The sequence below is a fragment of the Mycobacterium sp. OAE908 genome (assembly GCF_017872775.1).
In the GTDB taxonomy this organism is placed as follows: Bacteria; Actinomycetota; Actinomycetes; order Mycobacteriales; family Mycobacteriaceae; genus Mycobacterium.
The window spans coordinates 1,637,440-1,659,194 of sequence record NZ_JAGGJL010000001.1 but is presented as its reverse complement, the minus strand read 5'-3'; the positions used below and the strand labels follow the sequence as shown (position 1 = coordinate 1,659,194).

The 21,755-nt window shown below is 65.7% G+C and carries 28 protein-coding genes; 10 read left to right on the top strand and 18 right to left on the bottom strand.

Going from position 1 to position 21,755, the window contains the following annotated elements; genetic code table 11:
- The first annotated feature begins 9 nt into the window (after positions 1 to 9).
- Positions 10 to 828, top strand: coding sequence for a polysaccharide deacetylase family protein (locus tag J3E61_RS08135; RefSeq protein ID WP_210083215.1), 819 nt, complete (start codon positions 10 to 12; stop codon positions 826 to 828).
- Positions 829 to 993: 165 nt separating this feature from the next.
- Complete coding sequence (locus J3E61_RS08130) at positions 994 to 1,143, top strand: hypothetical protein (protein ID WP_192725282.1); 150 nt, start codon at positions 994 to 996, stop codon at positions 1,141 to 1,143.
- 73 nt (positions 1,144 to 1,216) lie between these two features.
- On the opposite strand, the gene J3E61_RS08125 is transcribed toward J3E61_RS08130, so the two are convergent.
- Positions 1,217 to 2,104 (bottom strand): TIGR03560 family F420-dependent LLM class oxidoreductase, encoded by an 888-nt coding sequence (locus J3E61_RS08125; protein ID WP_192724717.1) that lies wholly within the window; start codon positions 2,102 to 2,104, stop codon positions 1,217 to 1,219.
- A 60-nt stretch (positions 2,105 to 2,164) separates the two neighbouring features.
- On the opposite strand from J3E61_RS08125, the gene J3E61_RS08120 reads away from it, so the two are divergent.
- On the top strand, positions 2,165 to 2,734 hold the full coding sequence (locus J3E61_RS08120) for a TIGR03086 family protein (protein WP_192724716.1): 570 nt from the start codon (positions 2,165 to 2,167) through the stop codon (positions 2,732 to 2,734).
- A 3-nt stretch (positions 2,735 to 2,737) separates the two neighbouring features.
- On the opposite strand, the gene J3E61_RS08115 is transcribed toward J3E61_RS08120, so the two are convergent.
- On the bottom strand, positions 2,738 to 4,384 hold the full coding sequence (locus tag J3E61_RS08115; protein ID WP_210083214.1) for a SulP family inorganic anion transporter: 1,647 nt from the start codon (positions 4,382 to 4,384) through the stop codon (positions 2,738 to 2,740).
- Positions 4,381 to 4,758: a helix-turn-helix transcriptional regulator gene (locus tag J3E61_RS08110; RefSeq protein ID WP_210083213.1), complete on the bottom strand. Its 378-nt coding sequence runs from the start codon at positions 4,756 to 4,758 to the stop codon at positions 4,381 to 4,383. Before J3E61_RS08110 ends, J3E61_RS08115 begins: the two co-directional genes overlap by 4 nt.
- A 101-nt stretch (positions 4,759 to 4,859) precedes the next feature.
- Between J3E61_RS08110 and J3E61_RS08105 the strand changes: the two genes are divergently transcribed.
- Positions 4,860 to 5,864 (top strand): PHP domain-containing protein, encoded by a 1,005-nt coding sequence (locus J3E61_RS08105; RefSeq protein ID WP_210085476.1) that lies wholly within the window; start codon positions 4,860 to 4,862, stop codon positions 5,862 to 5,864.
- Here the strand turns inward: J3E61_RS08105 and dinB are convergent.
- On the bottom strand, positions 5,861 to 7,069 hold the full coding sequence (gene dinB / locus J3E61_RS08100; protein ID WP_210083212.1) for a DNA polymerase IV: 1,209 nt from the start codon (positions 7,067 to 7,069) through the stop codon (positions 5,861 to 5,863). The genes J3E61_RS08105 and dinB overlap by 4 nt on opposite strands.
- A gap of 24 nt (positions 7,070 to 7,093) precedes the next feature.
- Positions 7,094 to 7,735 (bottom strand): TetR/AcrR family transcriptional regulator, encoded by a 642-nt coding sequence (locus tag J3E61_RS08095; RefSeq protein ID WP_210083211.1) that lies wholly within the window; start codon positions 7,733 to 7,735, stop codon positions 7,094 to 7,096.
- Positions 7,736 to 7,812: 77 nt separating this feature from the next.
- Between J3E61_RS08095 and J3E61_RS08090 the strand changes: the two genes are divergently transcribed.
- A complete protein-coding gene (locus tag J3E61_RS08090; RefSeq protein ID WP_210083210.1) occupies positions 7,813 to 9,288 on the top strand; it encodes an NAD(P)/FAD-dependent oxidoreductase in 1,476 nt (491 codons plus the stop codon).
- 4 nt (positions 9,289 to 9,292) lie between these two features.
- On the opposite strand, the gene rraA is transcribed toward J3E61_RS08090, so the two are convergent.
- The 8 genes from rraA to J3E61_RS08050 form a co-directional block, all read right to left on the bottom strand.
- Complete coding sequence (gene rraA / locus J3E61_RS08085; RefSeq protein WP_210083209.1) at positions 9,293 to 9,775, bottom strand: ribonuclease E activity regulator RraA; 483 nt, start codon at positions 9,773 to 9,775, stop codon at positions 9,293 to 9,295.
- A complete protein-coding gene (locus J3E61_RS08080; protein WP_210083208.1) occupies positions 9,772 to 10,527 on the bottom strand; it encodes a MerR family transcriptional regulator in 756 nt (251 codons plus the stop codon). Before J3E61_RS08080 ends, rraA begins: the two co-directional genes overlap by 4 nt.
- Positions 10,528 to 10,592: 65 nt before the next feature.
- On the bottom strand, positions 10,593 to 11,090 hold the full coding sequence (locus tag J3E61_RS08075) for a hypothetical protein (protein ID WP_210083207.1): 498 nt from the start codon (positions 11,088 to 11,090) through the stop codon (positions 10,593 to 10,595).
- 69 nt (positions 11,091 to 11,159) lie between these two features.
- Entirely contained in the window at positions 11,160 to 12,002 is an 843-nt protein-coding gene (locus J3E61_RS08070; RefSeq protein ID WP_210083206.1) for a CopD family protein, read from the bottom strand.
- Positions 11,999 to 12,505, bottom strand: coding sequence for a copper resistance protein CopC (locus J3E61_RS08065; protein WP_210083205.1), 507 nt, complete (start codon positions 12,503 to 12,505; stop codon positions 11,999 to 12,001). Before J3E61_RS08065 ends, J3E61_RS08070 begins: the two co-directional genes overlap by 4 nt.
- Positions 12,502 to 13,170: a YcnI family protein gene (locus J3E61_RS08060; protein WP_210083204.1), complete on the bottom strand. Its 669-nt coding sequence runs from the start codon at positions 13,168 to 13,170 to the stop codon at positions 12,502 to 12,504. Before J3E61_RS08060 ends, J3E61_RS08065 begins: the two co-directional genes overlap by 4 nt.
- Before the next feature lie 35 nt (positions 13,171 to 13,205).
- Positions 13,206 to 13,727, bottom strand: coding sequence for a hypothetical protein (locus J3E61_RS08055; protein ID WP_210085475.1), 522 nt, complete (start codon positions 13,725 to 13,727; stop codon positions 13,206 to 13,208).
- A gap of 26 nt (positions 13,728 to 13,753) precedes the next feature.
- Entirely contained in the window at positions 13,754 to 14,407 is a 654-nt protein-coding gene (locus J3E61_RS08050) for a hypothetical protein (protein WP_210083203.1), read from the bottom strand.
- Positions 14,408 to 14,617: 210 nt separating this feature from the next.
- Here J3E61_RS08050 and J3E61_RS08045 point away from each other — a divergent pair, with 210 nt between their 5' ends.
- The 3 genes from J3E61_RS08045 to J3E61_RS08035 are packed head-to-tail and all read left to right on the top strand — an operon-like array spanning position 14,618 to position 17,304.
- Positions 14,618 to 15,604 carry a hypothetical protein gene (locus J3E61_RS08045; RefSeq protein ID WP_210083202.1) on the top strand — a complete coding sequence of 329 codons (987 nt, stop codon included), beginning with the start codon at positions 14,618 to 14,620 and terminating at the stop codon, positions 15,602 to 15,604.
- 60 nt (positions 15,605 to 15,664) lie between these two features.
- A complete protein-coding gene (locus tag J3E61_RS08040) occupies positions 15,665 to 16,156 on the top strand; it encodes a DUF955 domain-containing protein (protein WP_192724700.1) in 492 nt (163 codons plus the stop codon).
- Entirely contained in the window at positions 16,153 to 17,304 is a 1,152-nt protein-coding gene (locus J3E61_RS08035; RefSeq protein WP_210083201.1) for a hypothetical protein, read from the top strand. The genes J3E61_RS08040 and J3E61_RS08035 overlap by 4 nt, the downstream gene beginning before the upstream one ends.
- A gap of 51 nt (positions 17,305 to 17,355) precedes the next feature.
- Here the strand turns inward: J3E61_RS08035 and J3E61_RS08030 are convergent, their stop codons facing one another.
- From J3E61_RS08030 to J3E61_RS08015, 4 genes are all read right to left on the bottom strand, one after another.
- Entirely contained in the window at positions 17,356 to 17,754 is a 399-nt protein-coding gene (locus J3E61_RS08030; RefSeq protein WP_192724698.1) for a helix-turn-helix transcriptional regulator, read from the bottom strand.
- A gap of 405 nt (positions 17,755 to 18,159) precedes the next feature.
- Positions 18,160 to 18,897: a TMEM165/GDT1 family protein gene (locus J3E61_RS08025; RefSeq protein WP_210083200.1), complete on the bottom strand. Its 738-nt coding sequence runs from the start codon at positions 18,895 to 18,897 to the stop codon at positions 18,160 to 18,162.
- A gap of 282 nt (positions 18,898 to 19,179) precedes the next feature.
- On the bottom strand, positions 19,180 to 19,713 hold the full coding sequence (locus J3E61_RS08020) for a peptidase (RefSeq protein ID WP_192724696.1): 534 nt from the start codon (positions 19,711 to 19,713) through the stop codon (positions 19,180 to 19,182).
- Between the two features lie 107 nt (positions 19,714 to 19,820).
- Positions 19,821 to 20,090, bottom strand: a complete 270-nt coding sequence (locus tag J3E61_RS08015) for a S26 family signal peptidase (protein WP_210085474.1) — start codon at positions 20,088 to 20,090, stop codon at positions 19,821 to 19,823.
- Positions 20,091 to 20,176: 86 nt separating this feature from the next.
- On the opposite strand from J3E61_RS08015, the gene sodN reads away from it, so the two are divergent.
- Positions 20,177 to 20,599, top strand: a complete 423-nt coding sequence (sodN, locus tag J3E61_RS08010; protein WP_192724695.1) for a superoxide dismutase, Ni — start codon at positions 20,177 to 20,179, stop codon at positions 20,597 to 20,599.
- Between the two features lie 69 nt (positions 20,600 to 20,668).
- On the opposite strand, the gene J3E61_RS08005 is transcribed toward sodN, so the two are convergent.
- Entirely contained in the window at positions 20,669 to 20,827 is a 159-nt protein-coding gene (locus J3E61_RS08005; protein WP_192724694.1) for a hypothetical protein, read from the bottom strand.
- Positions 20,828 to 21,399: 572 nt separating this feature from the next.
- Here J3E61_RS08005 and J3E61_RS08000 point away from each other — a divergent pair.
- Positions 21,400 to 21,741 (top strand): rhodanese-like domain-containing protein, encoded by a 342-nt coding sequence (locus tag J3E61_RS08000; protein WP_192724693.1) that lies wholly within the window; start codon positions 21,400 to 21,402, stop codon positions 21,739 to 21,741.
- Positions 21,742 to 21,755 lie beyond the last annotated feature (14 nt).

Genomic DNA, 21,755 nt, shown 5'->3' with positions numbered 1-21,755 from the left:
GTAGTCCCGATGACTGGCCGCACACCGATCACCTACGCAGGCACCGAGCTAACTCGGCGCCATTTCCTTGCGGGTCTGTCTGTGGCCACCCTGGCCGGAGTTGGACTGGCGCGGTGGACCATCGGCGCGCCGCCACGGCTCGCCCAGGCGGCGACGGCGCCCGTCGCACCTCCGGTGGTGGCGAACAAAATCCCGTTGCCGGGTGGCGGGGCGCTGAGCAGCATCCCCGGGGACGGCGACCTCCTGGCGCTCACGCTGGACGACGGCGTCAACAGCGATGTGGTGCGGGCCTACACGCAGTTCGCCAAGGACACCGGCGTGCGGCTGACGTACTTCGTCAACGGCCGGTACGCGTCATGGACCGACAACCGGGATCTGTTGCGGCCCCTTGTTGAGGCGGGCCAGATCCAGCTCGGCAACCACACCTGGTCGCATCCCGACTTGGCGACGCTACCCAAAGACCAAGTGGCCGAACAACTTCGGCGCAACCACCAGTTCCTGCTGCGAAACTACGGCGTCGACGCCAGGCCCTACTTTCGGCCGCCGTACGGCAGCCACAACCCGGTTGTCGACGCCGTCGCCGCCGAGCTCGGGTACTTCGTGCCGACGATGTGGTCGGGGTCGTTGGAAGACCAGAACATCATTCCCGAGGACGAGATCGTCAAGATGGCCAACAAGTACTTCAACCCTCAGGCCATCGTGATCGGCCACCTCAACCATGTGCCTGTCACGCACGTTTACGACCAGTTGGTCGACGTGATCAGGTCGCGGAATCTGCGCACCGTCACGCTCAATGACGTGTTCGCGAAACCCGAACAGCAGGCTTGAGACGCTTCCTGTGCGTCGTCACATCTGTCACACCAGTCACTTCAAAAACAGCAGATTATTGATCGGCGTGCCTAGTTCAGTTTGCCGGATACTAGGTATCTAATGACTTGATGAGGGTTTTGCGGTAACGTAAGCCCCCGGTTCAGCTATTGCTAAGTCGCAGGAGTGAGCGCCGTGTACGTCAACCCGCTGTCCCGGTCTCGGGTGAGCCGAATCGCCTGGTCATTGTTCCGTCATCCGCTGAAGTGCCGCGAATTCCCCGCCAAGGCAGAGCGCTTGATCACCGCCGACGAGCTACTTCGTTACGGCGTCTAGCGAATCTAAAGCCCAGTGGTTGCGCCGGCGAGACGGCGTCGGACCCTGTGTTTGCCTAACCGTTATATTATCGTTACCGTCCATTCTCTTTGCTGGTGAGCAAGCCTGAATCCCTGATCGCCTCGGCGAGCGGTTCGAGAACCGTGGGGGTGTGCGGCGTCGGCAGATAGATGATCGCCAGATCCAGCCCTTCTTCACCGAGCGCGGCCGCCTCGGCGATCCCGTGTGCGAAGTCGAGCGGCTTGCCGTGCTCGAGATGGTTGTCGCTCAACCGGATGTGCGAGGACAGCATGATCTCCTTCGGGTCGCGGCCGATGTCCGCACAGTGCGCGGCGAGCACGTCGCGCTTGCGCGCGAACTCCTCCGGCGGGCCGCCCACGAAGTTCCAGTGCTGGGCGTACTTCGCAGTGATGCGCAGCGTCCGCTTTTCGCCGCTGCCGCCAATGCAGATCGGGGGATGGGGCTTCTGCGGCCCCTTTGGCTCGTTGCGAGCATCCTTGAGCTGGTAGAACTTGCCGTCGAAGGTCGTGCTGTCCTTGCTCAGCAGGCTGGTCAGCACTTCACAGGCCTCCTCGAACCGATCGAAGCGCTCCTTGATGCTGCCGAGCTCGATGCCGTAGGCACCGGACTCCTCTTCGTTCCAGCCCGCGCCGATGCCGAGCTCGAGCCGGCCGTTGGACACGATGTCGAGCGCCGAAGCCATGTTCGCGAGAACGGCGGGATGGCGGTAGTGAATGCCGGTTACCAGAACGCCAACGCGAAGGCGTTTGGTGGCCTGCGCGAGCGCCGTCAGGGTGGTCCAGCCCTCCAGGCAGGGACCTGACGAGTCGGAGAAGATCGGATAGAAGTGATCGAAGGTCCAGCCGGACTCGAAAACGTCGATGTCGTCGGCGGCCTGCCAAACGGCGAGCATGTCCGACCAAGTGGTGTTCTGCGGGGAAGTTTTGAATGCGAATCTCACGTGTTTCCAAAGTAGTCGCCGAACCCGATTAATTCCTGGCACCGGTGAGGTCAATAACCCATGATCGATTTCGCCCCGGCCTGTGCACGCACGGCCGACACGCTCAAGAACCTGACCGACGAACAGCTAGCAGGCCCGACGCCGTGCGCGAAGCTGAGCCTGCGAGACCTCGTCGGCCACGTGGGTGGCTTGGCGTTGGCGTTCACCGCCGCCGCCCGCAAGGAGTTCGGCCCGCTCACGGACACCCCGCCGGTCGAGGGAGCGCCGCTGGACGAGGACTGGCGCACCGCGTACCCGCAGCGCCTGGCGGAACTGGCTGCAGCATGGCGTGAGCCGGCGTCGTGGGAGGGCATGACGCGCGCCGGTGGCGTCGACTTTCCTGCCGAGGTGGGCGGCATCGTCGCGCTCACCGAGGTCGTCATCCACGGCTGGGACATCGCGGCCGCGACGGGCCAGGACTACGACGTCGACCCGGCCACGTTGCAGGCGGTGCTGCCGCACGTGACGGCCACGGCTGAGCAGGGTCCCGTCGAGGGGTTGTTCGGACCGGCGATGCCGGTCGCCGATGACGCGCCGATGCTCGATCGGGTCATTGCACTGAGCGGACGCGACCCCGTGCGACGCGCCTGACGGTCAATGCGGCTGGTGTGCGACGTGCGTGCGGGCGTGGCTGATCGCGTCGTCGAGCGTGTCGAGCAAGTGGTTCTCGTGCCGGAGCGACTCGAAGACACCCACATTGGTCAAGAGGTTGATGTGTTCGCGGCGAACGCCCTTGATGATCACCGTGATTCCGCGAGCCTCCAGTTCGGTACAGATCTGCGCCAGTGTGTGAGCGCCCGTGGCATCGAGCATGCCCAGCTGAGACATCCTGATGATCACCACCGACGTTCGTGGATGGTCGGCGTCGACGATCGCGTTCGAGATGCGTTCGGCCACACCGAAGAACATCGCGCCGTCGAGCCGCAGCAACGCGATCTGATCGTCGCCGGGCCGACTCGCCCCCGGGAGTTGCTCGCGCACGACGCTGCTGCGCCGCGCCACACTGCGCAGCGCGAAGAACGCCGCGACGACGAGCCCGATCTCCACGGCTTCGATGAGGTCAAAGCACACCGTGATGACGGCGGTCAGGACAAACGTCAGAGCATCAGAGCGGGTGGAGCACAGTATCTTGCGGATGGTCGACGCCGAGATCATCCGAAACGACGTCACCATGAGCACGCCGGCCAACGCGCACAACGGAATTGCCGACACCGGGGCAGTCGCCAGATACACCACCGCAAGCAGGACGAGCGAATGCACGATTGCCGAAACGCGGGTGCGTGCGCCGGACCGCACGTTGACAGCGGTCCGCGCGATGGCACCCGTCGCGGGCATGCCGCCGAACGCGCCCGACGCCATCGATGCCAGGCCCTGCCCGACCAATTCGCGATCGGGGTCATAGGGGCCGGTGGCCGCCATGGTGGCAGCGACCCGCGCAGACAGCAGTGATTCGATGGCTGCCAGCGCGGCGATCGCGACCGCGGCACCGACGACTGTCCGCAGCGCGCCGAGGTCTACATGCGGCAGCACCGGGCTCGGCAGGTGCGACGGCAATTCACCGATGGTGGCAACCGAAACGCCGAACATGACTACGGCCACCGTCACGACGACCACGGCTGTCAACGACTCGGGGATGCTGCGGTGCACACGAGGCAGGACAACCATCAGCACCGCGATAAATGCAACCACCGCAAGGCTTTTCGTGGCGGCAGACCAGTCGGCATGACTGATCGCCTGCCAGGCTGCTGGCAATGTCTTCAGCCCCGCGGGCGCCTCACGGGCGAATGCGGCAGGAACCTGCTGCAAGAAAATGATGGCCGCGATTCCAAGCGTGAAGCCTTCGATGACCGGCCACGGAATGAACGTCACTGCGCGGCCAAGGCCGGTGACGCCCGCGGCAACCACGAGTAGCCCGGCGAGCACGGTTACCAACGCGACACTCCCCAAACCGTGCTGGGCGACGATCGGTGCAAGCACCACGGCCATCGCCCCGGTGGGCCCAGACACCTGCACGTGGGAGCCACCGAAGACAGCTGCCACCAATCCCGCCACGACGGCGGTGATCAGACCGGCCGCAGCGCCCACGCCCGAGCTGATACCGAATGCCAGCGCCAGTGGAAGTGCGACGACGCCAACGGTGACGCCGGCAAGGATGTCGCGCCGCCATGAGCGGGGCAGGTCGGCGTAGTCGCGGCGATGTGGGAGCAGTCGGGCGATGTTTTCTGCGGCGGCTGCGATCACTCGAGGGTTCCCAACGGGGGCAGCGAGCTGAGTGCCTCGAGTTGGTCGCGTCGAGCACCGAGCGTGTCAGCAAGGAAGGTCCTGGCGATGACCAGAAGTTCAGAGACCTTCGGATGGGCCAGCTCGTAGATCACGGCATTGCCGATGCGCTTGGCCCGGACCACGTGGTGGCGTTTGAGCACAGCCAGGTGCTGCGACAACAGGGTGGGCTCGATTTCCGTGTCGGCGAGGATCTCGCTGACAGGAGTTGGCCGAGCATTGGCCGACAAGATCTCGAGGACTCGGATTCGGGCCGGATGGGCGAGCGCCTTGAACAGGTTCGCCTTGATCTCGTAAAGGGGCTGCTCGGTACTACCTGGAAACTGAGTGGGCACGCGACAACCTAGTGGATTGATGGATTGAAGGATATCTCAATCCAGTCTAGGGTGAGCGGGCCATGCCAGGCAAACCGGATGCCGAGCGGCACACTGGAGAGATGGATCCAGTACTCGCGCTGCGTCAGATCGCGTACTACAAGGACCGGGCCCGCGAAGATCCGCGTCGCGTGATGGCCTACCGCAACGCCGCCGACATCGTCGAAGGACTGTCCGAAGCGGAGCGTGAGCGACACGGCACCGCCAACAGTTGGCAGTCGTTGCCTGGTATCGGACCGAAGACCGCCAAGGTCATCGCCCAGGCATGGGCCGGTGGCGAACCGGATGTGCTCGTCGAATTGCGTTCGGCGGTAAAGGATCTGGGCGGCGGCGAGCTTCGTGCCGCGCTCAAGGGCGACCTGCATGTGCATTCCAACTGGTCGGACGGCTCGGCGCCGATCGAGGAGATGATGCTCGCCGCCAAGGAGCTGGGGCACGAATACTGCGCGCTGACCGACCACTCGCCCCGGCTCAAAGTCGCCAACGGCCTGTCGCCGGAGCGGCTGCGTAAGCAGCTCGACGTCATCGACGAACTACGCGACACCGTCGCGCCGATGCGAATCCTGACCGGCATCGAAGTCGACATTCTCGAGGATGGGTCGCTGGACCAGGAACCCGACCTGTTGGAACGCCTCGACGTGGTGGTGGCAAGTGTGCATTCCAAGCTGTCGATGGATGAGTCGTCGATGACGCGCCGCATGCTCAAGGCCGTGGCCAACCCACACACCGATGTGCTCGGGCACTGCACCGGCCGGCTCGTCACCGGCGGCCGCGGCACCAGGCCGGAGTCGAAGTTCGATGCGGAGAAGGTGTTCACTGCGTGCCGGGACAACGGAACGGCCGTCGAGATCAATTCCCGGCCTGAACGCAGGGACCCGCCGAGCAGGCTGCTGAAACTGGCGCTCGACATCGGATGTCTGTTCTCCATCGACACGGATTCGCATGCGCCCGGGCAGTTGGACTTCCTTGGCTATGGCGCGCAACGCGCACTCGACGCCGGCGTGCCCACCGAGCGGATCGTCAACACCTGGTCGGCCGACAAGCTGCTGGCGTGGACGACGAGTTAATCAGGTAGATGCGGCATTTCGAGGCCGGGGTCTCGGCCGAGCAGCACACCGCGCGTCAGCGCCGTGTTCCCGTAACGCTCCCGCACCTTGTCGACCGCATCGTCGATCGCGACGGTGTCCGCGGCTTCCTCGAAAGGCAGCTCCAACTGCTGGGCGCCGTCGCGGTCGATGTTCGACACCGCGAACCCGACGAGTGTCAGACCCCGATCGGCGATCAACGGAGCGGCCGCCGCGACCAAACCGCGGGCGGCTGCCAGGATGACATCCGTCGACGCCGTCGCCCGCGGCATCGTGTGTGAGCGGGTGGCCCGACCGAAATCGTCAAACCGTAACCGCAACAACACCGTTCGGCCCGTCCGGCCGGCCTTGCGCATCCGGCGGGTGATCCGGTCGATCAGGTTGACGACGACGGCGTCGACCTCCGCGGCCGACATCGTGTTGCCCGCCCGGCCCAGCGCCCGCTGCGCGCCGACCGAACGACGGCGTACACCCGTCACCACGCGGCGGCGATCTATGTTGCGCGACAAGGCAAACAGCTGACGGCCCATCGCACCGCCGACCATCGCGGCGAGCGTCGACTCGCCGAGTTCGGCGACGTCGGCGACTGTCTCGATGCCGTGTGCGTGCAACTTCTCGGCGGTCTTCGCGCCGACGCCCCAGAGTCGTCGTACCGGCAACGGGTGCAGGAACGCGAGTTCGCGGTCGGGCGGGACGAGCAGCAGTCCGTCGGGCTTGGCCTCTTGGCTGGCGACCTTGGCCAGGAATTTGGTGCGTGCGATGCCGACGGTGATGGGTAAACCGACGCGGTCGCGGACCTCTGCGCGTAAGCGGGCCGCGATTTGAACCGGCGTGCCCGACACCCGCCACAGTCCCGATACGTCGAGGAATGCCTCGTCCACTGAGAGCGGTTCGACCATCGGCGTGGTGTCGCGGAACACCTCGAACACTGCGTCACTTGCTTGCGAATAGGCCGACATCCGCGGCCGGACCACGATCGCGTGCGGGCACAACGCGCGCGCCTGACGGCCACCCATCGCGGTGCGGACGCCGTAGGCCTTCGCCTCGTAGCTGGCCGCCAACACGACACCGCCGCCGACGATCACCGGCTTGCCGCGCAGGGCGGGGTCGTCACGCTGCTCGACCGATGCGTAGAACGAGTCGAGATCGGCGTGCAGGATGGTGGCGCCGGCGCCGGACACGAACATATGTTCGCATTCGGGGCCGACAGGTCAGGGCATCCGGCCGTAGATGCTGGTGATCCAGACGTGCACCAGGGTGTCCAGTGCCGTGTCTTCGACGATCGCCGGTTTCTGGCCGGTGTACGACGCGAACATGGTCCGCTCGTTCATCAGGTTCAGCGCCACCGCGAGGTCTTGGGCAGGCACAGTCTCCGGCGCGGCGCCACGAGCGCGTTCGGCGGTGATGACCGCGGCTGTGCGGTCCACCCATTTCTGCATGAACGTCGACCAGAGTTCGCGGATCTCGGCGTTGGTACCGGTCGCCGCCACACCGGCCAGGGCGACTGCGAGGTGTGCGCGCAGAGGTTCGAAGAAGGCGTAGATGCCTTCGCGCCAGACCCGCGCCGGGTCGAGGGAGTAGTCGTCGGCCCTGCTCTCGAACGTGGCATCAGCCTCGGCGAGCACTCGCTCGAACAGCGTGAGCAGCACCGCGTCCTTCGACGGGAAGTAGAAGTAGAACGTCGGCCGTGAGATTCCTGCGCCTCTGGCCAGGTCATCGACGGAGATTTCGGCGAACGACCGGCCTTCCAGCAGTCGCTCCAAGGTGGAGAAGATGGCCAGCTCACGGTCGTCGCCGGACGGCCGGACCGTGCGGCGCCCGCGGGCGGTACGCGGCTGGCTGACGCTGGTCACGGGGTATGACTTTACGCCATGTCGAATTTCTCGACACACTGTTGACTCATTCGACACACTGTTGATAACTTTACATCATGACCGAATTTGTCGACGTAGTCATCGTCGGGGCCGGCATCTCCGGCATCAGCGCTGCCTGGCACCTGCAGGACCGCTGCCCGGACAAGAGCTATGTGATCCTGGAGCGCCGCGAGAACCTCGGGGGCACCTGGGACCTGTTCAAGTACCCGGGCATCCGCTCGGACTCCGACATGTTCACCCTTGGCTTCCGCTTCAAGCCGTGGACGTCAGAGAAAGCCATCGCCGACGGTCCGTCGATCATGGCGTACCTGAAGGAAACGGTCGCCGAGTACGGCATCGACAAGCACATCCGCTACGGCCAGAAGGTCGTTGGAGCCGACTGGTCCGACGCCGAGAACCGGTGGACCGTTCGCGTCGAACGCGACGGCGAAGAGGTCGAGATCAAGGCCGGCTTCCTGTTCGCGGCGAGCGGCTACTACAACTACGACGAGGGTTACACCCCGGAGTTCGTGGGACGCGACGACTTCGAGGGCACGATCATTCACCCGCAGCACTGGCCTGAGGACCTCGACTACACGGGCAAGAAGATCGTCGTGATCGGCAGCGGCGCCACCGCCGTGACTCTGATTCCGGCCCTTGCCAATTCGGGCGCAGGACATGTGACGATGCTGCAGCGGTCGCCGACGTACATCGGTGCGCTGCCTGACGTCGACCCGTTCACCGTGCGGACCAACAAGGCGCTGCCTACCAAGCCGGCCTACGTGCTGAACCGATGGAAGAGCATCCTCTTCCAGTCCGCGCAGTACAACATCAGCAGGCGTTTCCCGAACTTCATGCGCAAGACGCTGATGACCATGGCGCAGCGGCGCCTGCCCGAGGGCTATGACGTCGAGAAGCACTTCGGTCCCAGTTACAACCCGTGGGATCAGCGTCTCTGCCTGGCGCCCAACGGCGATCTGTTCAAGACGATCCGCTCGGGTAAGGCCGACGTCGTCACCGACACCATCGAGCGTTTCACCAAGACCGGCATCAAGCTGGCCTCTGGCGAAGAGCTGCAGGCCGACATCATCGTCACCGCAACGGGTTTGAACCTTCAGCTGTTCGGCGGTGCCGCCATTTCACGCAACGGGGAGCCAGTCGAGCTCAACGAGACCATGGCGTACAAGGGCATGATGCTCACGCACATGCCGAACATGGCGTTCACCATCGGCTACACCAATGCATCGTGGACGCTGAAGGCCGACCTGGTTTCGGAGTTCGTCTGCCGCGTGCTGAACTACATGGACGCCAACGGCTTTGACACCGTCGAGCCGCAGCACCCTGGCAACTCGGTCGACGAGCGGCCGCTGATGGACTTCACGCCGGGCTACGTGCTGCGCGCGCTGGACTACCTGCCGAAGGCCGGTCACGTCGCACCGTGGCGACTCAGGCAGAACTACCTGCTCGACCTGCGCCTGATCCGGCACGGCAGCGTCGACGACGAGGCGTTGGCGTTCACCAAACACCGTGCCGCGGAGCGCGTTTCGGCCTAGCGATTCAGTCTGCGGTGACGACGACAATGCCGTCGTCGTCGCTGTAGGCGATCTCGCCGGGCTTGAACAGTACGCCACCGAACTCGACTGCAACGTCACGTTGGCCCTCGCCGGTCTTGGTGCTCTTGCGGGGATTGGTGCCAAGCGCTTTGATTCCGATCGGCAGTGTGCGCAGCGTCGCCGCATCGCGGACCGCGCCGTTGATGATCAGTCCCGCCCAGCCGTTGTCGACGCCGAGCCCGGCGATCACGTCGCCCACCAGCGCGCTGTGTAGCGACCCGTCGCCGTCGATCACCAGTACACCGCCGTTGCCGGGCTCCGAGAGCACAGACTTCAGAAGCGCGTTGTCCTCGAAGCACCGAACGGTGGTGATCGGACCCGCGAACTGCATCCGGCCGCCGTACTGAGTGAACTGGAGGTCGCAGCTGCGGACGTCGGGGCCGATCTCGTCGACGAGGTCAGCGGTGGGGCGAGGCTCGATGGTCACCGCTCGATGCTAGCCACCACGATGTCGTGGACGAACTGAGCCAACCCGGGTTCGACGTCGTCGTAATAGCGGGTGAACCGTTCGTCGGCCAGATACATCTGCACCAGATTGCGGTGCATCTCGTCGCCGCAGTCGTAGAAGCGTTCGATCGACGCGCGGTGACGGGCCGCGAGCGCGTTCGCTGCATCGGATCCCGGTTCGACGCCGTCGCGCTTGGCCCGCGCCAAGTCCGACAGCAGGGCGTCGCCTTCGGCCTTGATCGCGATCCAATCCTCCTTGGAAAATCGCGAAACCCGTTGCTGGGATTGCTTCCACGCGTCGGTGTCGCCCCAGCGCTCTTCGGCTTCGGTGGCGTACTCCTCGCTGAAAGCGGTCGTGCCGAAGATCGCTACCTGTTCCTCGGCGCTCAGCTGGATCCCGCTGCGGTGAGCGTTCATCAGTTCCTCCACTGCTTTGATCGTGTGCTGCAGCCGGTCGGCCTGCTCCAGCAGCAATTGGTGTTGGCGCCGCAGATGCTCGACCACGTCCGCACCCGGGTCATCGAGCAGCGCACGGATCTCGTCGAGCGGGATCCCGACCGAGCGGTACACCAGCACGAGGTGCAGCCGCTCGATATCGGCGTCGGTGTATCCGCGGTAACCCGCCTGCGTGCGGACGCTCGGCACCACCAGACCGATGTGGTCGTAGTGATGCAGAGCGCGTACGGAGACACTCGTGAGGGCGGCTACCGCGCCGACAGTGTTGGCGTCCATGACGCCACTATCGACCCTGACGCCGCGTCAGGGTCAAGGAGATTAACCCTCGGAATCGCGCGTGCTCAATTGCCGCTTCCGCGGCGGGACGCCAGCAGCACGACCAGGATCGCCAGCACGCCGGCGGCGATAGCGGCAGCCAGCGGCAGGCGCGACGGCTCTGGACCGATCAACGGCACGGGTGCTGGTCCGGCGACGGGGTTGCTCGCAGTCGATACCGTTGACTTCGCTTGTGCCGCAACCTCTTTGGCGGCCGACGTGAGATCACCGTTGGTGTCCGCCAGTTTCGCGGCGGTGGGGGGCGCCTTCTTCGCCGGGGCTTTCTTGGCTGCGGTCTTTTTGGCGGCCTTCTTAGCAGGTGCCTTCTTCGCAGGCGTCTTCTTGGCCGCCTTGGCCGGCGCCTTCTTCGCAGCAGCCTTGGCAGGCGGGGCAGGCGGGGCAGGTGGCGCGGGCGGTTCGGTGGCTGGCGGCGCCGGATCAGGGCTGGGCGCGGACGAGGCCGGTTGCTCTGCCGGTATGGCGGCGTCAGGCGTCTCGTCGGGCCGATCCTGCTGGTCTGCCATCTGGCTGCTCCTTTGCGACCGTTACGTCTACCCGGCAGTGGCTCCCATCATGCCAGGCCGGAGATGGCGCTAACCGGTCACGGCCAACGCGGCCGCGAAGGTCAGTGCTACGGCCATGATCGCGACTTCGATCAGTGCCCTGGACCGCGACACCACGGCCGTGGTTCGGTGCGAACGCGCTGCCGGTAGCCACACCGTCCTATTGCGGTACGCCAGCAGCACGAGCGCCACGGTCACCACGACCTTCGCCGACAGCAGCCGCCCATATGCGGTCGTATACAGCTGACTGGGTGCCCCGAGCGTCACCACGGCGCCCAGCACCCCACCGACCAGCAGCGCAGCCACACACGCCAGCGACAGCTGCGAGAACCGCGGCAGCACCCGCGCCCACTGACCGCGATGGTCGACCGTGAGCACGAGTGCCGCCAGCGCGCCGCACCACACCGCCGCAGCCAGGGTGTGTACGGCCATCGCCAACCCGCCCAGTGCGCTCTCGGACAGGTGGCCGGTGAGCGGACGCGCCGCCAGTCCCGCCGCCGCGATGCCGACGACCGCGACGTTCGTCGCCGCCGAGCGCGGAACCACCACTACGACCACGCACACCACCGCCGCGGCCACCACGCTGAACAATCCCGACCGCCCCGGTGTGGTGTGCACGGCGAAATCGACCGCGGTGTGCACGCCCAGCCGGGACAGCGGAGTAGCCGCGGCCTGGGCCGCTGCCACCCCCAACCGAAGCAGCTCGGCGAGTAACCAGGCCGCGCCTGCCACGGTCAACGGGCCGGTGGCACGACGGATCAGCTCACCGCGATAGCGGTCGATGTCGAGCATCGGCACCACGGCCAGGCCGAGCGCGATCACCGCGCAGAAGTCGGCAGCCGCCCGCACCAGCGTTGCGGTCAGCGGGGTCACTTCTGCCGTCGCACCGCCCACAGTGCGCCGCCTGCGACGATCAAGCCCGACGCGACGAAGAACGGCCACACCGGGATGCCGTCATCCGCCGCGCTCGTCGCCGATGCCGACGGCCCTGGTGTGCCGGTGCCGGACACCGTCATCTTGAACGACCACGACCCAGAGACCACGTGCCCGTCGGCGGACGTCACCCGGTAGTTCACCGTGTAGGTGCCGGACGGGCCCAGTGGCCGCACGCCGACGCTGACGACAGCGCCATCGACGTGCGGGTCGCCCGTCGACCAGAGGTTGCCGTCGGGACCGACGACCGTCATCGCGGCGAATGACTGCTGCAGCGCCTCGTTGAACGTCGCGCTGACCTTCTCCGGCGCCTTGGTCAGTTCGCTGTTCTCGGCTGGGTCGGTGGCCAGGCGGGTGGCATGAGCCGACGCCACACCGGCCCCGGCCATCGCCGCTGCGGTCAGCGAGATGGCCAGGACCAGTGCCGCGAGGAAGCGATTCATGCTCGTCGTCGTACCAGCAGCGCGGTCGCCACCGCAACGGCGGCCAGCGCCAGCGCGCCGCCTGCCAGCCATCGTGCGGTGTTGTCGGCCTCAGGAGCCGCTGGCGACTCGTGGGCCGCCTGGGTCATCGGCATCGGATCGCCATCACCCGCATCGGCCTTGGCGCCTGTCAGCGCGATTTCGGGAGTCGGATATTCGGGTTCGGCTCCGCCCGCCGGTGTCGGCTGGTCCCACTTCACGACCGTTCCGTCCGAATACGTCTGGATGGCCGGGAGGCTGACTGTGGGGGTCTCGGGCAGCTTCACCGAAATCCGGAACAGCGCGAACTGGTCGGCTGCGATACCCGTCCCTGGCGCGGCAGTCCACGTGACGGAGCGGACGGTGCCCGCGGCCGCGTCGCGGTCCAGCTTGGCGCTCCAGCCCGGCATGGCTTCCGTGCTGGCGGATGCGACGTTGGGCAAAGCGACGCTCAATTGTTTTGTGAGCGCGCCCTTTTCGGACTCGTTGGGCACCTTCAAGGTGACCACCGAATAGGAGCCTGGCGTGGGATTGTCCGCGGTGGCGCGAACGTGGGCGGATGCGGGCGCAGCGGCGGCCAACAGGCCGATGGATACCAGCGCACCGGTGATGAGGGCGCGCGAGGACGCCCGAGTAGTGGATCGCATTCGATTGTGGCTTTCTTGTGTCGTTGGGATGTCGGTCAGCAGTTGCGGCTGACCGGCGGACCCCGGTGCGACATCGAAGCGGCAATCAGAAGTGTGGAGCGCAGTGGCTGATCGGCCTGGCCGACCACTACGACAGGCGGTCCTGCAACGGGCACGGCGACGATCCGAACCGCGACGCGCACTGCGCGTGACACCGCACGGCACAGCCGATCACTCGCGGCGATCAGGAGCGCGCCCGCGCCGATCGCCACCGCATGCGCGGCGAGCATCACCCCGGCAGGTGGACCCGCCACCGCGGGGTGGTGATGCCCGGCGGCACTGAGCATGAGGTGACCGATCAGCTGGCCGGCCGCGAGCAAGCCCAGCAGCACCCTGACATCGGCGGCGCGGGAGATCGTCGCCGCGAGAGCGCCGACTGTCGCCGCGAGGACTGCCAACTGCGCGACGACGGCGCCGGTCGGTGCTGTCCCACTGCCAACCGAGTGCGCCGCCACTGCCAGCGCTGCGGTCAGCAGGCCCGCGGCCGAACCGCGAAGGCGCGCAGCGGGATTGCGCACTCTGGAACGGCCGTGAGACACGTCGGTCAGACCAGGCCGAGCCGGGCCATCAGGTCGGCATCGATGCCGTCGAGCTGCTGGGAAATGGCGTCGTGCGCTGCGCGGCGGCGCGACGACGGCATGTTCTCGGCGGCCGTGACCGCCGCTGACAGGTCGCGCAGACGCTCGGTGATCGCCGCGACGAATTGCTTGGTCTCGGCGTCCTTCGGCTTCTTCTCGGCAACCAGGCGCAACGACTGCTCGGCTCCCGCGATCCGCGCCGACAACTCAGCGCCGTGGCCGGAGAACTGGCCGAGCTGGCTCAGCGGAACGCCGAGCCGGTCGGCCTTGCGTTCGTCGAGATAGCCGCGTGCGGCGACGGCGCCGCGGTAGAACAGCGGTACGGCGATCGGAGCAAGCAGCCGGGTCACCGTAAGAAGGCGTCGAATTCGGCTGGGAGAGAACAATTTTCCTTCGCGCGCCGCCTTCAGCTGAGTCTCGGCGACCTTGAGTGCGGCCCTGTCGCTCTCGCGCTGGGCCCGCAGTTGCGCCTTGAGGGCCCGCGTTTCGGTCCTGTGCTGGGACTTGATGCGGCGGGCCTCGTTCTTCGCTGCGAGCTTCGCCTCGAGCTTGGCCTTGGCCTTGATCGCGCGTGCTTCGGCCCGGCGGGTGGCACGGGTTTTGCGCTTGAACAGGCTCATCCCGGCGGCCTCCCGGTCATCGTGGCGGGCGAATCATGACAAAAGCAGAAATGGTGCAGCCCAACATTATCGTCCGGGTCATCGGCGGTTTCGGCGTGTCCTCCTCGCGGGTACATTCAACTTGCCAGCGAACCGTTTGCCCTGGCTGTGCGAAGATTGACGGGTCTTGTGAATAGGTGACTGCTGACGCCTTGAAGGGGTGGTGACGAGGTGGGTTCGCGTGTGCACGGCGCCGCGTCGGCCTGCTTCGTCGCTGTAGGGCTTTTCCTGTGTGGCCTGGGCGGGGCGCTGGCAATCGCCGAGCCGTCGTCGCCATCTGATCTGCCGCCCGGTACTCATTCCAACGACGTGCACGGCAACGGACCAAAGGGCGACTCCGACAAGGACGGTACAAAAGCCGGCGCGGACGAGGATCCGCAGTCCGCCGAGGACAAACCCGGCAACGGCGAGAATCCGGGCAACGGCAACTGCGGCAACGACGGCAGCAACGGGAACGCGCAGCATTGCGGCGGAAGCTCGGAATCGCCGCCCCCGCCGAGTCCGTCGACGACGAAATCCACGGAATCGTCGACGAAGACCACGGAATCGTCGACGAAGACCACGGAATCGTCGACGAAGACCACGACGACAAAGACGACAACGTCGAGCGAGACCACCGGCACAACGTCCACGACAAGCTCCTCGGTGGGCGTGCCTGCGCCGGGTATCGGTGGCGGTGGCGGTGGCGGGGCCGAGGCACCGTCGGGCCGCCCGCAAGTGCCGGCCATGCAGCTGCCACCGGCTTCGGAGCCGTCGGCGATCGACGTGGTTCCTGGCGTCGGAGCGGCGGCCGTCGAGGTTCCGATCCCGCCGATGACGCTGCCGATCATCGTCGCGCCTGCTGCGGGGCTCGGAGCGGGGTCGGCGGGCCTACCGGAGTTGCCAGCAGCTCCGCGTGCGGTTTCTGCCGAGCCACCTGCGGGGCGAGAGCCATTGCCTGCCAATGTGGGCAGCAACGTGGCCGTACCGGCTGCGTCATACCGGGTCGGCTACGCCGATTATTTGCGGAATGCAGGATTGTCCCAGGTAGCGGCCTTGGCAGTGCCCGGCGTAACGGGCATGCTGGTACTCACCGGTGCCGGGGGATGGGTTGGATATCGCCAGGCAAAGGCGGGCCATGCGGTACATACAAACGGCACCGCAAGGTTCGTGAACTGACAACTGCCCGCCTTTTTGGGGCGGGACAGCGCATAGTGGACTCGTCGAGAAGGGGGTTGTATGCCTGCCAGCCGCCGCGTCACCCGTGCCGTAAGCGCGGTGCTCGAACTCGCCCCACGACGCGGGGAAGTGTCACTGCCCCGCCTCGTCGATGCGGTGAGCGAGGATCGCGACCGGCCCATTGAACTGAAGATGGCCGATCTGCCACCCGGAGTGTGTGGGCAGTGGCGTCAGTACGCCGACCGCGACGTCTTCCTGATCCAGAAGGGCCTCCCCGCGTGGGACCGCACGTTGGCCCACGAGCTCGGCCACCTGGTGCTCGGGCACGAAGGCATCCCTGTGGTCCAGGCGGCCCGGGAGAACACCGAGATGGCCAGCTCCGACCTGATCGGCTACATGCTCAACCAGCGGACCGGCTGCATGGGTCCCGCGGGTGAAGACGCCGAGCAGGAGGCCGAGGACTTCGCGGCACTGCTCATCTACCGCCTTGGTCGGCTTCCGTCGGATCGATCCTCGATAGTTCAGGTCCGGCTCGGAGAGGCATTTGGTTGATCATCTGGGTGATCGCCGGTCTGCTCGGATTGGCGACCGGCCTCCGGATTGGCTGGGCCCTGGTCAACAAGCAGTCTCTCGTCAGTACCGCGATGATCCTCGCGCTTGGCAGCCTCGGGGTGGTCGCGGCGCTGAATTGGCAGCCGCTGACGCTGCTGATCGATGAGGCGCTGGGCTGGAACAACCTTGCGATGGGGTTATCGCAGCTGGCCTTGATCGGCTGCGCCGCGGGCAGCTGCGTGATGATTACGACCGTCGCGTCGGAGAAGTCACCCGCGGCCATTCGAAAAATTGCTATTGCGCAGTACAGCGTTGCCGGCGTGATCGGGCTGTTGAGTCTGGTGATCTTCTTCGCTTCGGGCCAGCAATCGGAGATGGCGCCGGAGGAGTACCTCAAGCAGAACCTGGCCTCCAGCGGCGGAAGGTTGCCGTGGTTGCTGCCCCTGCTCTATGTGTTCTTGGCGCTGACCCTGGTGTCGTGGGCGGGAATGCGTCACTCCAATCGCAGCAGACGCGGGCGCGCACTGTTCGTGTTCACCCTCGGCATCGTGCTCATCGTGCTGGCGTCCGCGTTTTTCCTGCTGCGGGCCGCCGGCAGCACCCAACTACTCGGAGTCGGCGCGGCGGCCACGCTACTGGGCTGCGCGATGCTGGTCGTCGCGGCGGGCTCGCTGCTACCGAGCGTCGAGGACTGGTTCGGCGCCCGCTATGAGCTGCGCACCATCTCACCGCTGCTCACCGAACTCGGTCGGCGCCACCCGGACATCGGCATCGGTGTCCGGCCCCGCGGACCGCTGGTGTTTCGCGTCGCCGAGCGGATGTCGCTGATCTCGGACGCGCTGTTCCTCGAGGCCACCTCGGCCGACGCGGCCCGCAAGCGACCTGTCGGCACGCCACCCGCGCGTGAGCTCGATGAGGAAGACGACGTATCCGAAGTCGAGTCACCGGGGGTGCCGCCGGAGGAGCAGGCACGCGGCATCGCGCAGTGGATCTACGACGGCCGAGAAGACGCGCCGGACGATGCCGGCGCTACCTTCCCTGGACTTGGCTGGCTGCGCCAGCCCACGTCATTTTCTGATCGCGAATGGATCCTCGAGATCGCACAGCAGTATCGCCAACTGGCAATCTCCAAGACTGGGTCGGCCTGACAGACCGAATTGCCCAAATTCGCCGGACGCCGCGTTGCGGCGAGCGGCAAGCTAATCGTCCAGGTGCTCCCGGCGACGCAGCTCGTCGACCTTCTGAACAATGTCCTGCTGGGCCTCAACGGACAGACCGACGGTGCGTGCCGCAATACGGCGAACACCCTCGTCGCGCATATTCGCCAGCCAGGTCAATTCCTTGTCGAGCTTCTCGTAGTACTCGTCGTCGGTGAAGTAAGCCGGCTTGATGCGGAAGAAGTTGGCAAGGGCTGCCATGGTGGCCGCCGAGGGGTTGGTGCGGTTGCCTGAGCGGAGCTGCGACAGGTACGGAGCCGACATCGTGACGCCCTCTGCCTTGAGCGCTGCGATGACTTCAGCGGACGTATGCGGGCCACGACCGGGCGGGTAAACCGTGTCGAACAGGCGGTTTAGCCGGGCGGCGAACGTCTTGCTCATCGAATTGACCTCCACTTGCTGGACGAGCGGGTTTCTGGGGCGGCGTATTTGCTGATCATCGTAGCGAGAGTTGTGCCAACAACCAAGTGCAAACCGCGGAAAAGTTAACCCGCCTTTTGTTTCGTGAGGCCGCTACAGGTCTTAACGGCGCCGTCGGTGTGTGCCGGCACCGTCATCTTACGGTGCGGCGAAGCAAATAATAACGGCTGCCTGGCGATGACTTTTGCAGAAGTTGCGCACAGCCCGTCACAGGAATGCTGAAGTTCACCACGGGCAACTCCGCATGCGCGAAAGGAAGCGGAAACCGGTGTTTGCTAGTTGCGCACGCAAGTGGGTGGTATGGACACCGGCCGTCATGCTCCTCGGCAGTTGACGCCCGATAGCGAGCAGGCCGTCAGAACCTGGTCAGCCGATTGACCGACAGTAGCCAGCAGGAGGGTCTCCGGGGTCGCGCGACGGTTCGAGTGGCAACAGCGCAGGAGAATGCTCGCGTCGGCTGCGGACCAGGGTCACTGCGGCCCCCATCGCCGCAGCCACGGCGATCGTCGCGGTAGCCGAGATCGCCATCCAGCGCAGACCGATCGCCGTGTCGAGCAGTATCCAGATTCCGAAGAGGGCAAACAGCACGCTGGCCAAACCGTGTAGGAACCGTTCGGGCAATCGCTTGTGCAGCAGCGTGCCCACCGCGATGGCCACGCCGTCGGCGAGCACCATGCCCACGGTCGCGCCGATCCAGACGCCTGCCCAGTTGTGATCACTGGCCAAGGCGACGGTGGCCAACATCGTCTTGTCGCCGAGTTCGGCGAGAACGAACGAGGAGATGACGGCCAGTAGCACATGCCGCGGTTCGGCGACCTTGATCTCGTCGTCGCCGCCTCTGCGGCCCTCCCGCCACGTCCACACCGCGAACAACAAGAACGCGATCGCGGCGGCGAACGCGATCGGACGTTGCGGCAATGTGAGACCGAGGAAGTGCCCGACCGTCACCGACAGGCCGTGCACCATGAACGACGCGATGCCGACGCCGGACAGCACCACCCACCACCGATGCCGCAGGGCGTAGGTCATGGTCATCAACTGCGACTTGTCGCCTAGTTCGGCGACGAACACCACGGAGAGACTGACCAGTGCGGCGGTGAGCATGGGAACGACCTCTCGACACGTCGCCGACGGGTCGATTGCTCGCAACCCGTCAGACTTCGGTCGAAGGTCTCGCCCACCGCAATGCGGTTCGTCGGCCGGGCTCCGGCACTATTGCTCCTCGCGTGCGCGGCCGCCAGTATGTCGACTCGACGATTGGGGGCTACTCCCCTTCGCTGACTTCGTCGACGATAGCGGCGGTTTCGGGGCCGCGCCACTCGGCAAGCGAGTTTCGGGTGCCCGAATCGAGCGTTCAGGGCGACGAATCAAATGGTTCGAAAACCCTTATGCCGCAAGCAGCATCGCCAAGATGGCGGTGTCGGGATGGCTGATGGGATCCACACCGACCCGGCTCACCATCGACGTCACTGTGCCGTCGGCTTCCGCTTCGACCCATGCTGCGCGATGCTCGAGACCGAGATAGGGAAGCCCCGGAAGCAGCACGCAACCCGACGCGGCGCCGTTGCACTCCGGCAGCGACGGCATGGTCTCCGAGGGTGGGTGCAGCATGAGCAGCGCGGGTGGCTGGTGTTCGGCGAAATGCCCTGGGGGAACCGCAGATTCACCTACCACCGTGCCTTCGGCGACCACCAGTCCGACGGTGCCGGGGACGGGCGCGTCCGGTAGCTCTTCACGGGCACCGAAAATCGTTGTGGTTGAGAGCAATCCGGGCAGCGACGCGACGCGCACAGCGACAATGAGTAGCTGTGCCCACTCCTTTGTCGACTCCGGCCACCGACCGGACACCACAAACCCCTTTAGGGACCCATGCGAATGGAAAGGGGCGATCTCTATCGCCCGGCCAGACCCCATTTCCATCTCGCCTCCGCGCCATCGGTGTTCGGATTCCTCCGCGACACGCCTTTGGGTCGATTTGACCAGAATGCGGCAGGTCAAACCTGCTAGCAAGTGGACACGCACAACACTCAACGCGCACGGACCGTCCACAGCACGCGATAAGAGCCTGTCGCGGGTACCCAACCGAACTGCCGCGAGTCGACGACCCCTACCGCGCGCGGATTGTCCGAAACGGCTTCAAATGTCGCGCTGCGGCCGCGCCCTCGCACATCTCCGACGCGTTTGACGAGCCATCGCGACGGCGAAGTGGGGTCGGCAAACACGCGAAGCTGGCCACGCCGGGGAGCGCCGCCGCTGACCGCCAGCAGCCCGTCACCTGGATTGAGGGTGGGACGCATCGAGTCCTCGACGACGGCGAAACGGCGTAGCGGCCACCGTCGCCGCGGATGGTTTCCGTCCACCCCCAAAGGGTAGGTTTAGGAACATGCTGCATCGACTTTTCGCCAACGCCACCCCCGCCCACGCCCACTGCGATCTGTACTGCGGCGTCTATGACCCCGCCCAGGCCAAGATCGAAGCGCTCTCCTGCCTGAAAATCCTTCAGAAGTACGCGGACTCCGATGACGAGCACTTCAAGACCCGCGCAATTCTCATCAAGGAGCAGCGCGCCGAGGAGGTCAAGCATCACCTGATGGTGCTGTGGGCCGACTTCTTCACCAAGGAGCACTTCGAGCAGTTCCCGAATCTGCACCAGCTGTTCTGGGACGGCGTGCACGGGGCAGGTGACGTCAAGAAGTCGCTCGACGTCGCCGTCGCCGAGAAGCTGCTCAAGACGATCGACGAGATCGCCGACATCTTCTGGCAGACCGAGAAGGCCAAGGGCATGGGCGTTTACCCGCCCGCCTGAGAACGCTCACCCGTCCGTACAGGAAATCCCCGGCTCACAATGTTGAGCCGGGGATCTTTTTGCTGCGGATCAGAACAGGACGATGAGCGCGAGAACGCCCAGCAGAATCAGCGCGATGACGCCGGCGCGCAGACAGGCCATCATCTGGCCGCGTGTATAGACATTCGACGACGTGTGCCATTCAGACGGCGGTACAGCTGAACCCGGACCCATCGGATGTGACGCCATCAAACCCTCCCTACCTGCACGATCTATGGCCCTCCCCCAGTGAGATCTGTCACAAACAGCGCGTGTGACGCCGATCATAACCCCTGTTGTTCGGCCGTGAAAAATCGGCTCCGCATCGCAAGCCGCGCCTCGTCGGGCGCGGAGGGGGCGGCCGTGCCCGACGCTGTGGATAAAGCCAGCGCGCCAAGTTCGCCCAGCGGCGATCGTGCGCGACCCAGCAAACTCCGCATCACGTCATCGAAGCTGTCAGGCGGTGTCGCCAGCTGTCGCCCGAATGGCCGACACGGCTGGGTGCAGACCAATGCTTGCCATCGGAAACTTAGTGGGGCAATCCATTTCGCTCGGGCACCCGCCACCCTGTTGATCGGCGGCGTGTCGCCCCGCAGGGTTATCCACAATAACTCCCAGCAAGCGCACAGATTGAGCGGCTCAAACGGGGTTTCGCCCGTTGAAGGCCTGTGGATGAACTTGTGGAAATTGTGGATAGTCGGCAATTGCTGACGTTGAATCGACGCGTCAGTCAGCCCCGCGGCGGTAGAGCCACGAGCCGGTGTCGTGTCAGCATTGGCGGTATGGACGAAGTCGAGGTCACGCAAGCGTCGATCGCCGATGTTCCCTCGACGTTCGACGGGCCCGTGGTCTTGCTCGACGTGCGTGAGGACGACGAATGGCAGCGGGGGCACGCGCCCGGCGCCCAGCACATCCCGATGGGCCAGGTGCCGTCGCGCCTCGGTGAGATCGACACCGACGCGAAGCTGTTCGTGGTGTGCCAGGCCGGCGGCCGATCCCAACGCGTCGCCCAGTACCTGGCCGGAAACGGCTACGCCCCGGTGAACGTCTCGGGTGGCATGTTGGCCTGGGCCGCCGCCGGCCGACCCGTGATCACCGATGACGGCGGTGCGGGCGTCATCTGAGCCGGCGTCGCTAG

Excerpts from the sequence above, each read along its gene's own strand:
- J3E61_RS08135 (WP_210083215.1), top strand. The coding sequence starts at position 10 with ATGACTGGCCGCACACCGATCACCTACGCAGGCACCGAGCTAACTCGG.
- J3E61_RS08105 (WP_210085476.1), top strand. The coding sequence starts at position 4,860 with ATGGATCCAGTACTCGCGCTGCGTCAGATCGCGTACTACAAGGACCGG.
- J3E61_RS08050 (WP_210083203.1), bottom strand. The coding sequence starts at position 14,407 with ATGAGCCTGTTCAAGCGCAAAACCCGTGCCACCCGCCGGGCCGAAGCA.
- J3E61_RS08030 (WP_192724698.1), bottom strand. The coding sequence starts at position 17,754 with ATGAGCAAGACGTTCGCCGCCCGGCTAAACCGCCTGTTCGACACGGTT.
- J3E61_RS08020 (WP_192724696.1), bottom strand. The coding sequence starts at position 19,713 with ATGGAAATGGGGTCTGGCCGGGCGATAGAGATCGCCCCTTTCCATTCG.
- sodN (WP_192724695.1), top strand. The coding sequence starts at position 20,177 with ATGCTGCATCGACTTTTCGCCAACGCCACCCCCGCCCACGCCCACTGC.
- J3E61_RS08000 (WP_192724693.1), top strand. The coding sequence starts at position 21,400 with ATGGACGAAGTCGAGGTCACGCAAGCGTCGATCGCCGATGTTCCCTCG.
- dinB (WP_210083212.1), bottom strand. The coding sequence starts at position 7,069 with ATGTTCGTGTCCGGCGCCGGCGCCACCATCCTGCACGCCGATCTCGAC.
- J3E61_RS08040 (WP_192724700.1), top strand. The coding sequence starts at position 15,665 with ATGCCTGCCAGCCGCCGCGTCACCCGTGCCGTAAGCGCGGTGCTCGAA.
- J3E61_RS08015 (WP_210085474.1), bottom strand. The coding sequence starts at position 20,090 with ATGCGTCCCACCCTCAATCCAGGTGACGGGCTGCTGGCGGTCAGCGGC.
- J3E61_RS08065 (WP_210083205.1), bottom strand. The coding sequence starts at position 12,505 with ATGAATCGCTTCCTCGCGGCACTGGTCCTGGCCATCTCGCTGACCGCA.
- J3E61_RS08005 (WP_192724694.1), bottom strand. The coding sequence starts at position 20,827 with ATGGCGTCACATCCGATGGGTCCGGGTTCAGCTGTACCGCCGTCTGAA.
- J3E61_RS08025 (WP_210083200.1), bottom strand. The coding sequence starts at position 18,897 with ATGCTCACCGCCGCACTGGTCAGTCTCTCCGTGGTGTTCGTCGCCGAA.
- J3E61_RS08080 (WP_210083208.1), bottom strand. The coding sequence starts at position 10,527 with ATGGACGCCAACACTGTCGGCGCGGTAGCCGCCCTCACGAGTGTCTCC.
- J3E61_RS08120 (WP_192724716.1), top strand. The coding sequence starts at position 2,165 with ATGATCGATTTCGCCCCGGCCTGTGCACGCACGGCCGACACGCTCAAG.
- J3E61_RS08060 (WP_210083204.1), bottom strand. The coding sequence starts at position 13,170 with ATGCGATCCACTACTCGGGCGTCCTCGCGCGCCCTCATCACCGGTGCG.
- J3E61_RS08075 (WP_210083207.1), bottom strand. The coding sequence starts at position 11,090 with ATGGCAGACCAGCAGGATCGGCCCGACGAGACGCCTGACGCCGCCATA.
- J3E61_RS08090 (WP_210083210.1), top strand. The coding sequence starts at position 7,813 with ATGACCGAATTTGTCGACGTAGTCATCGTCGGGGCCGGCATCTCCGGC.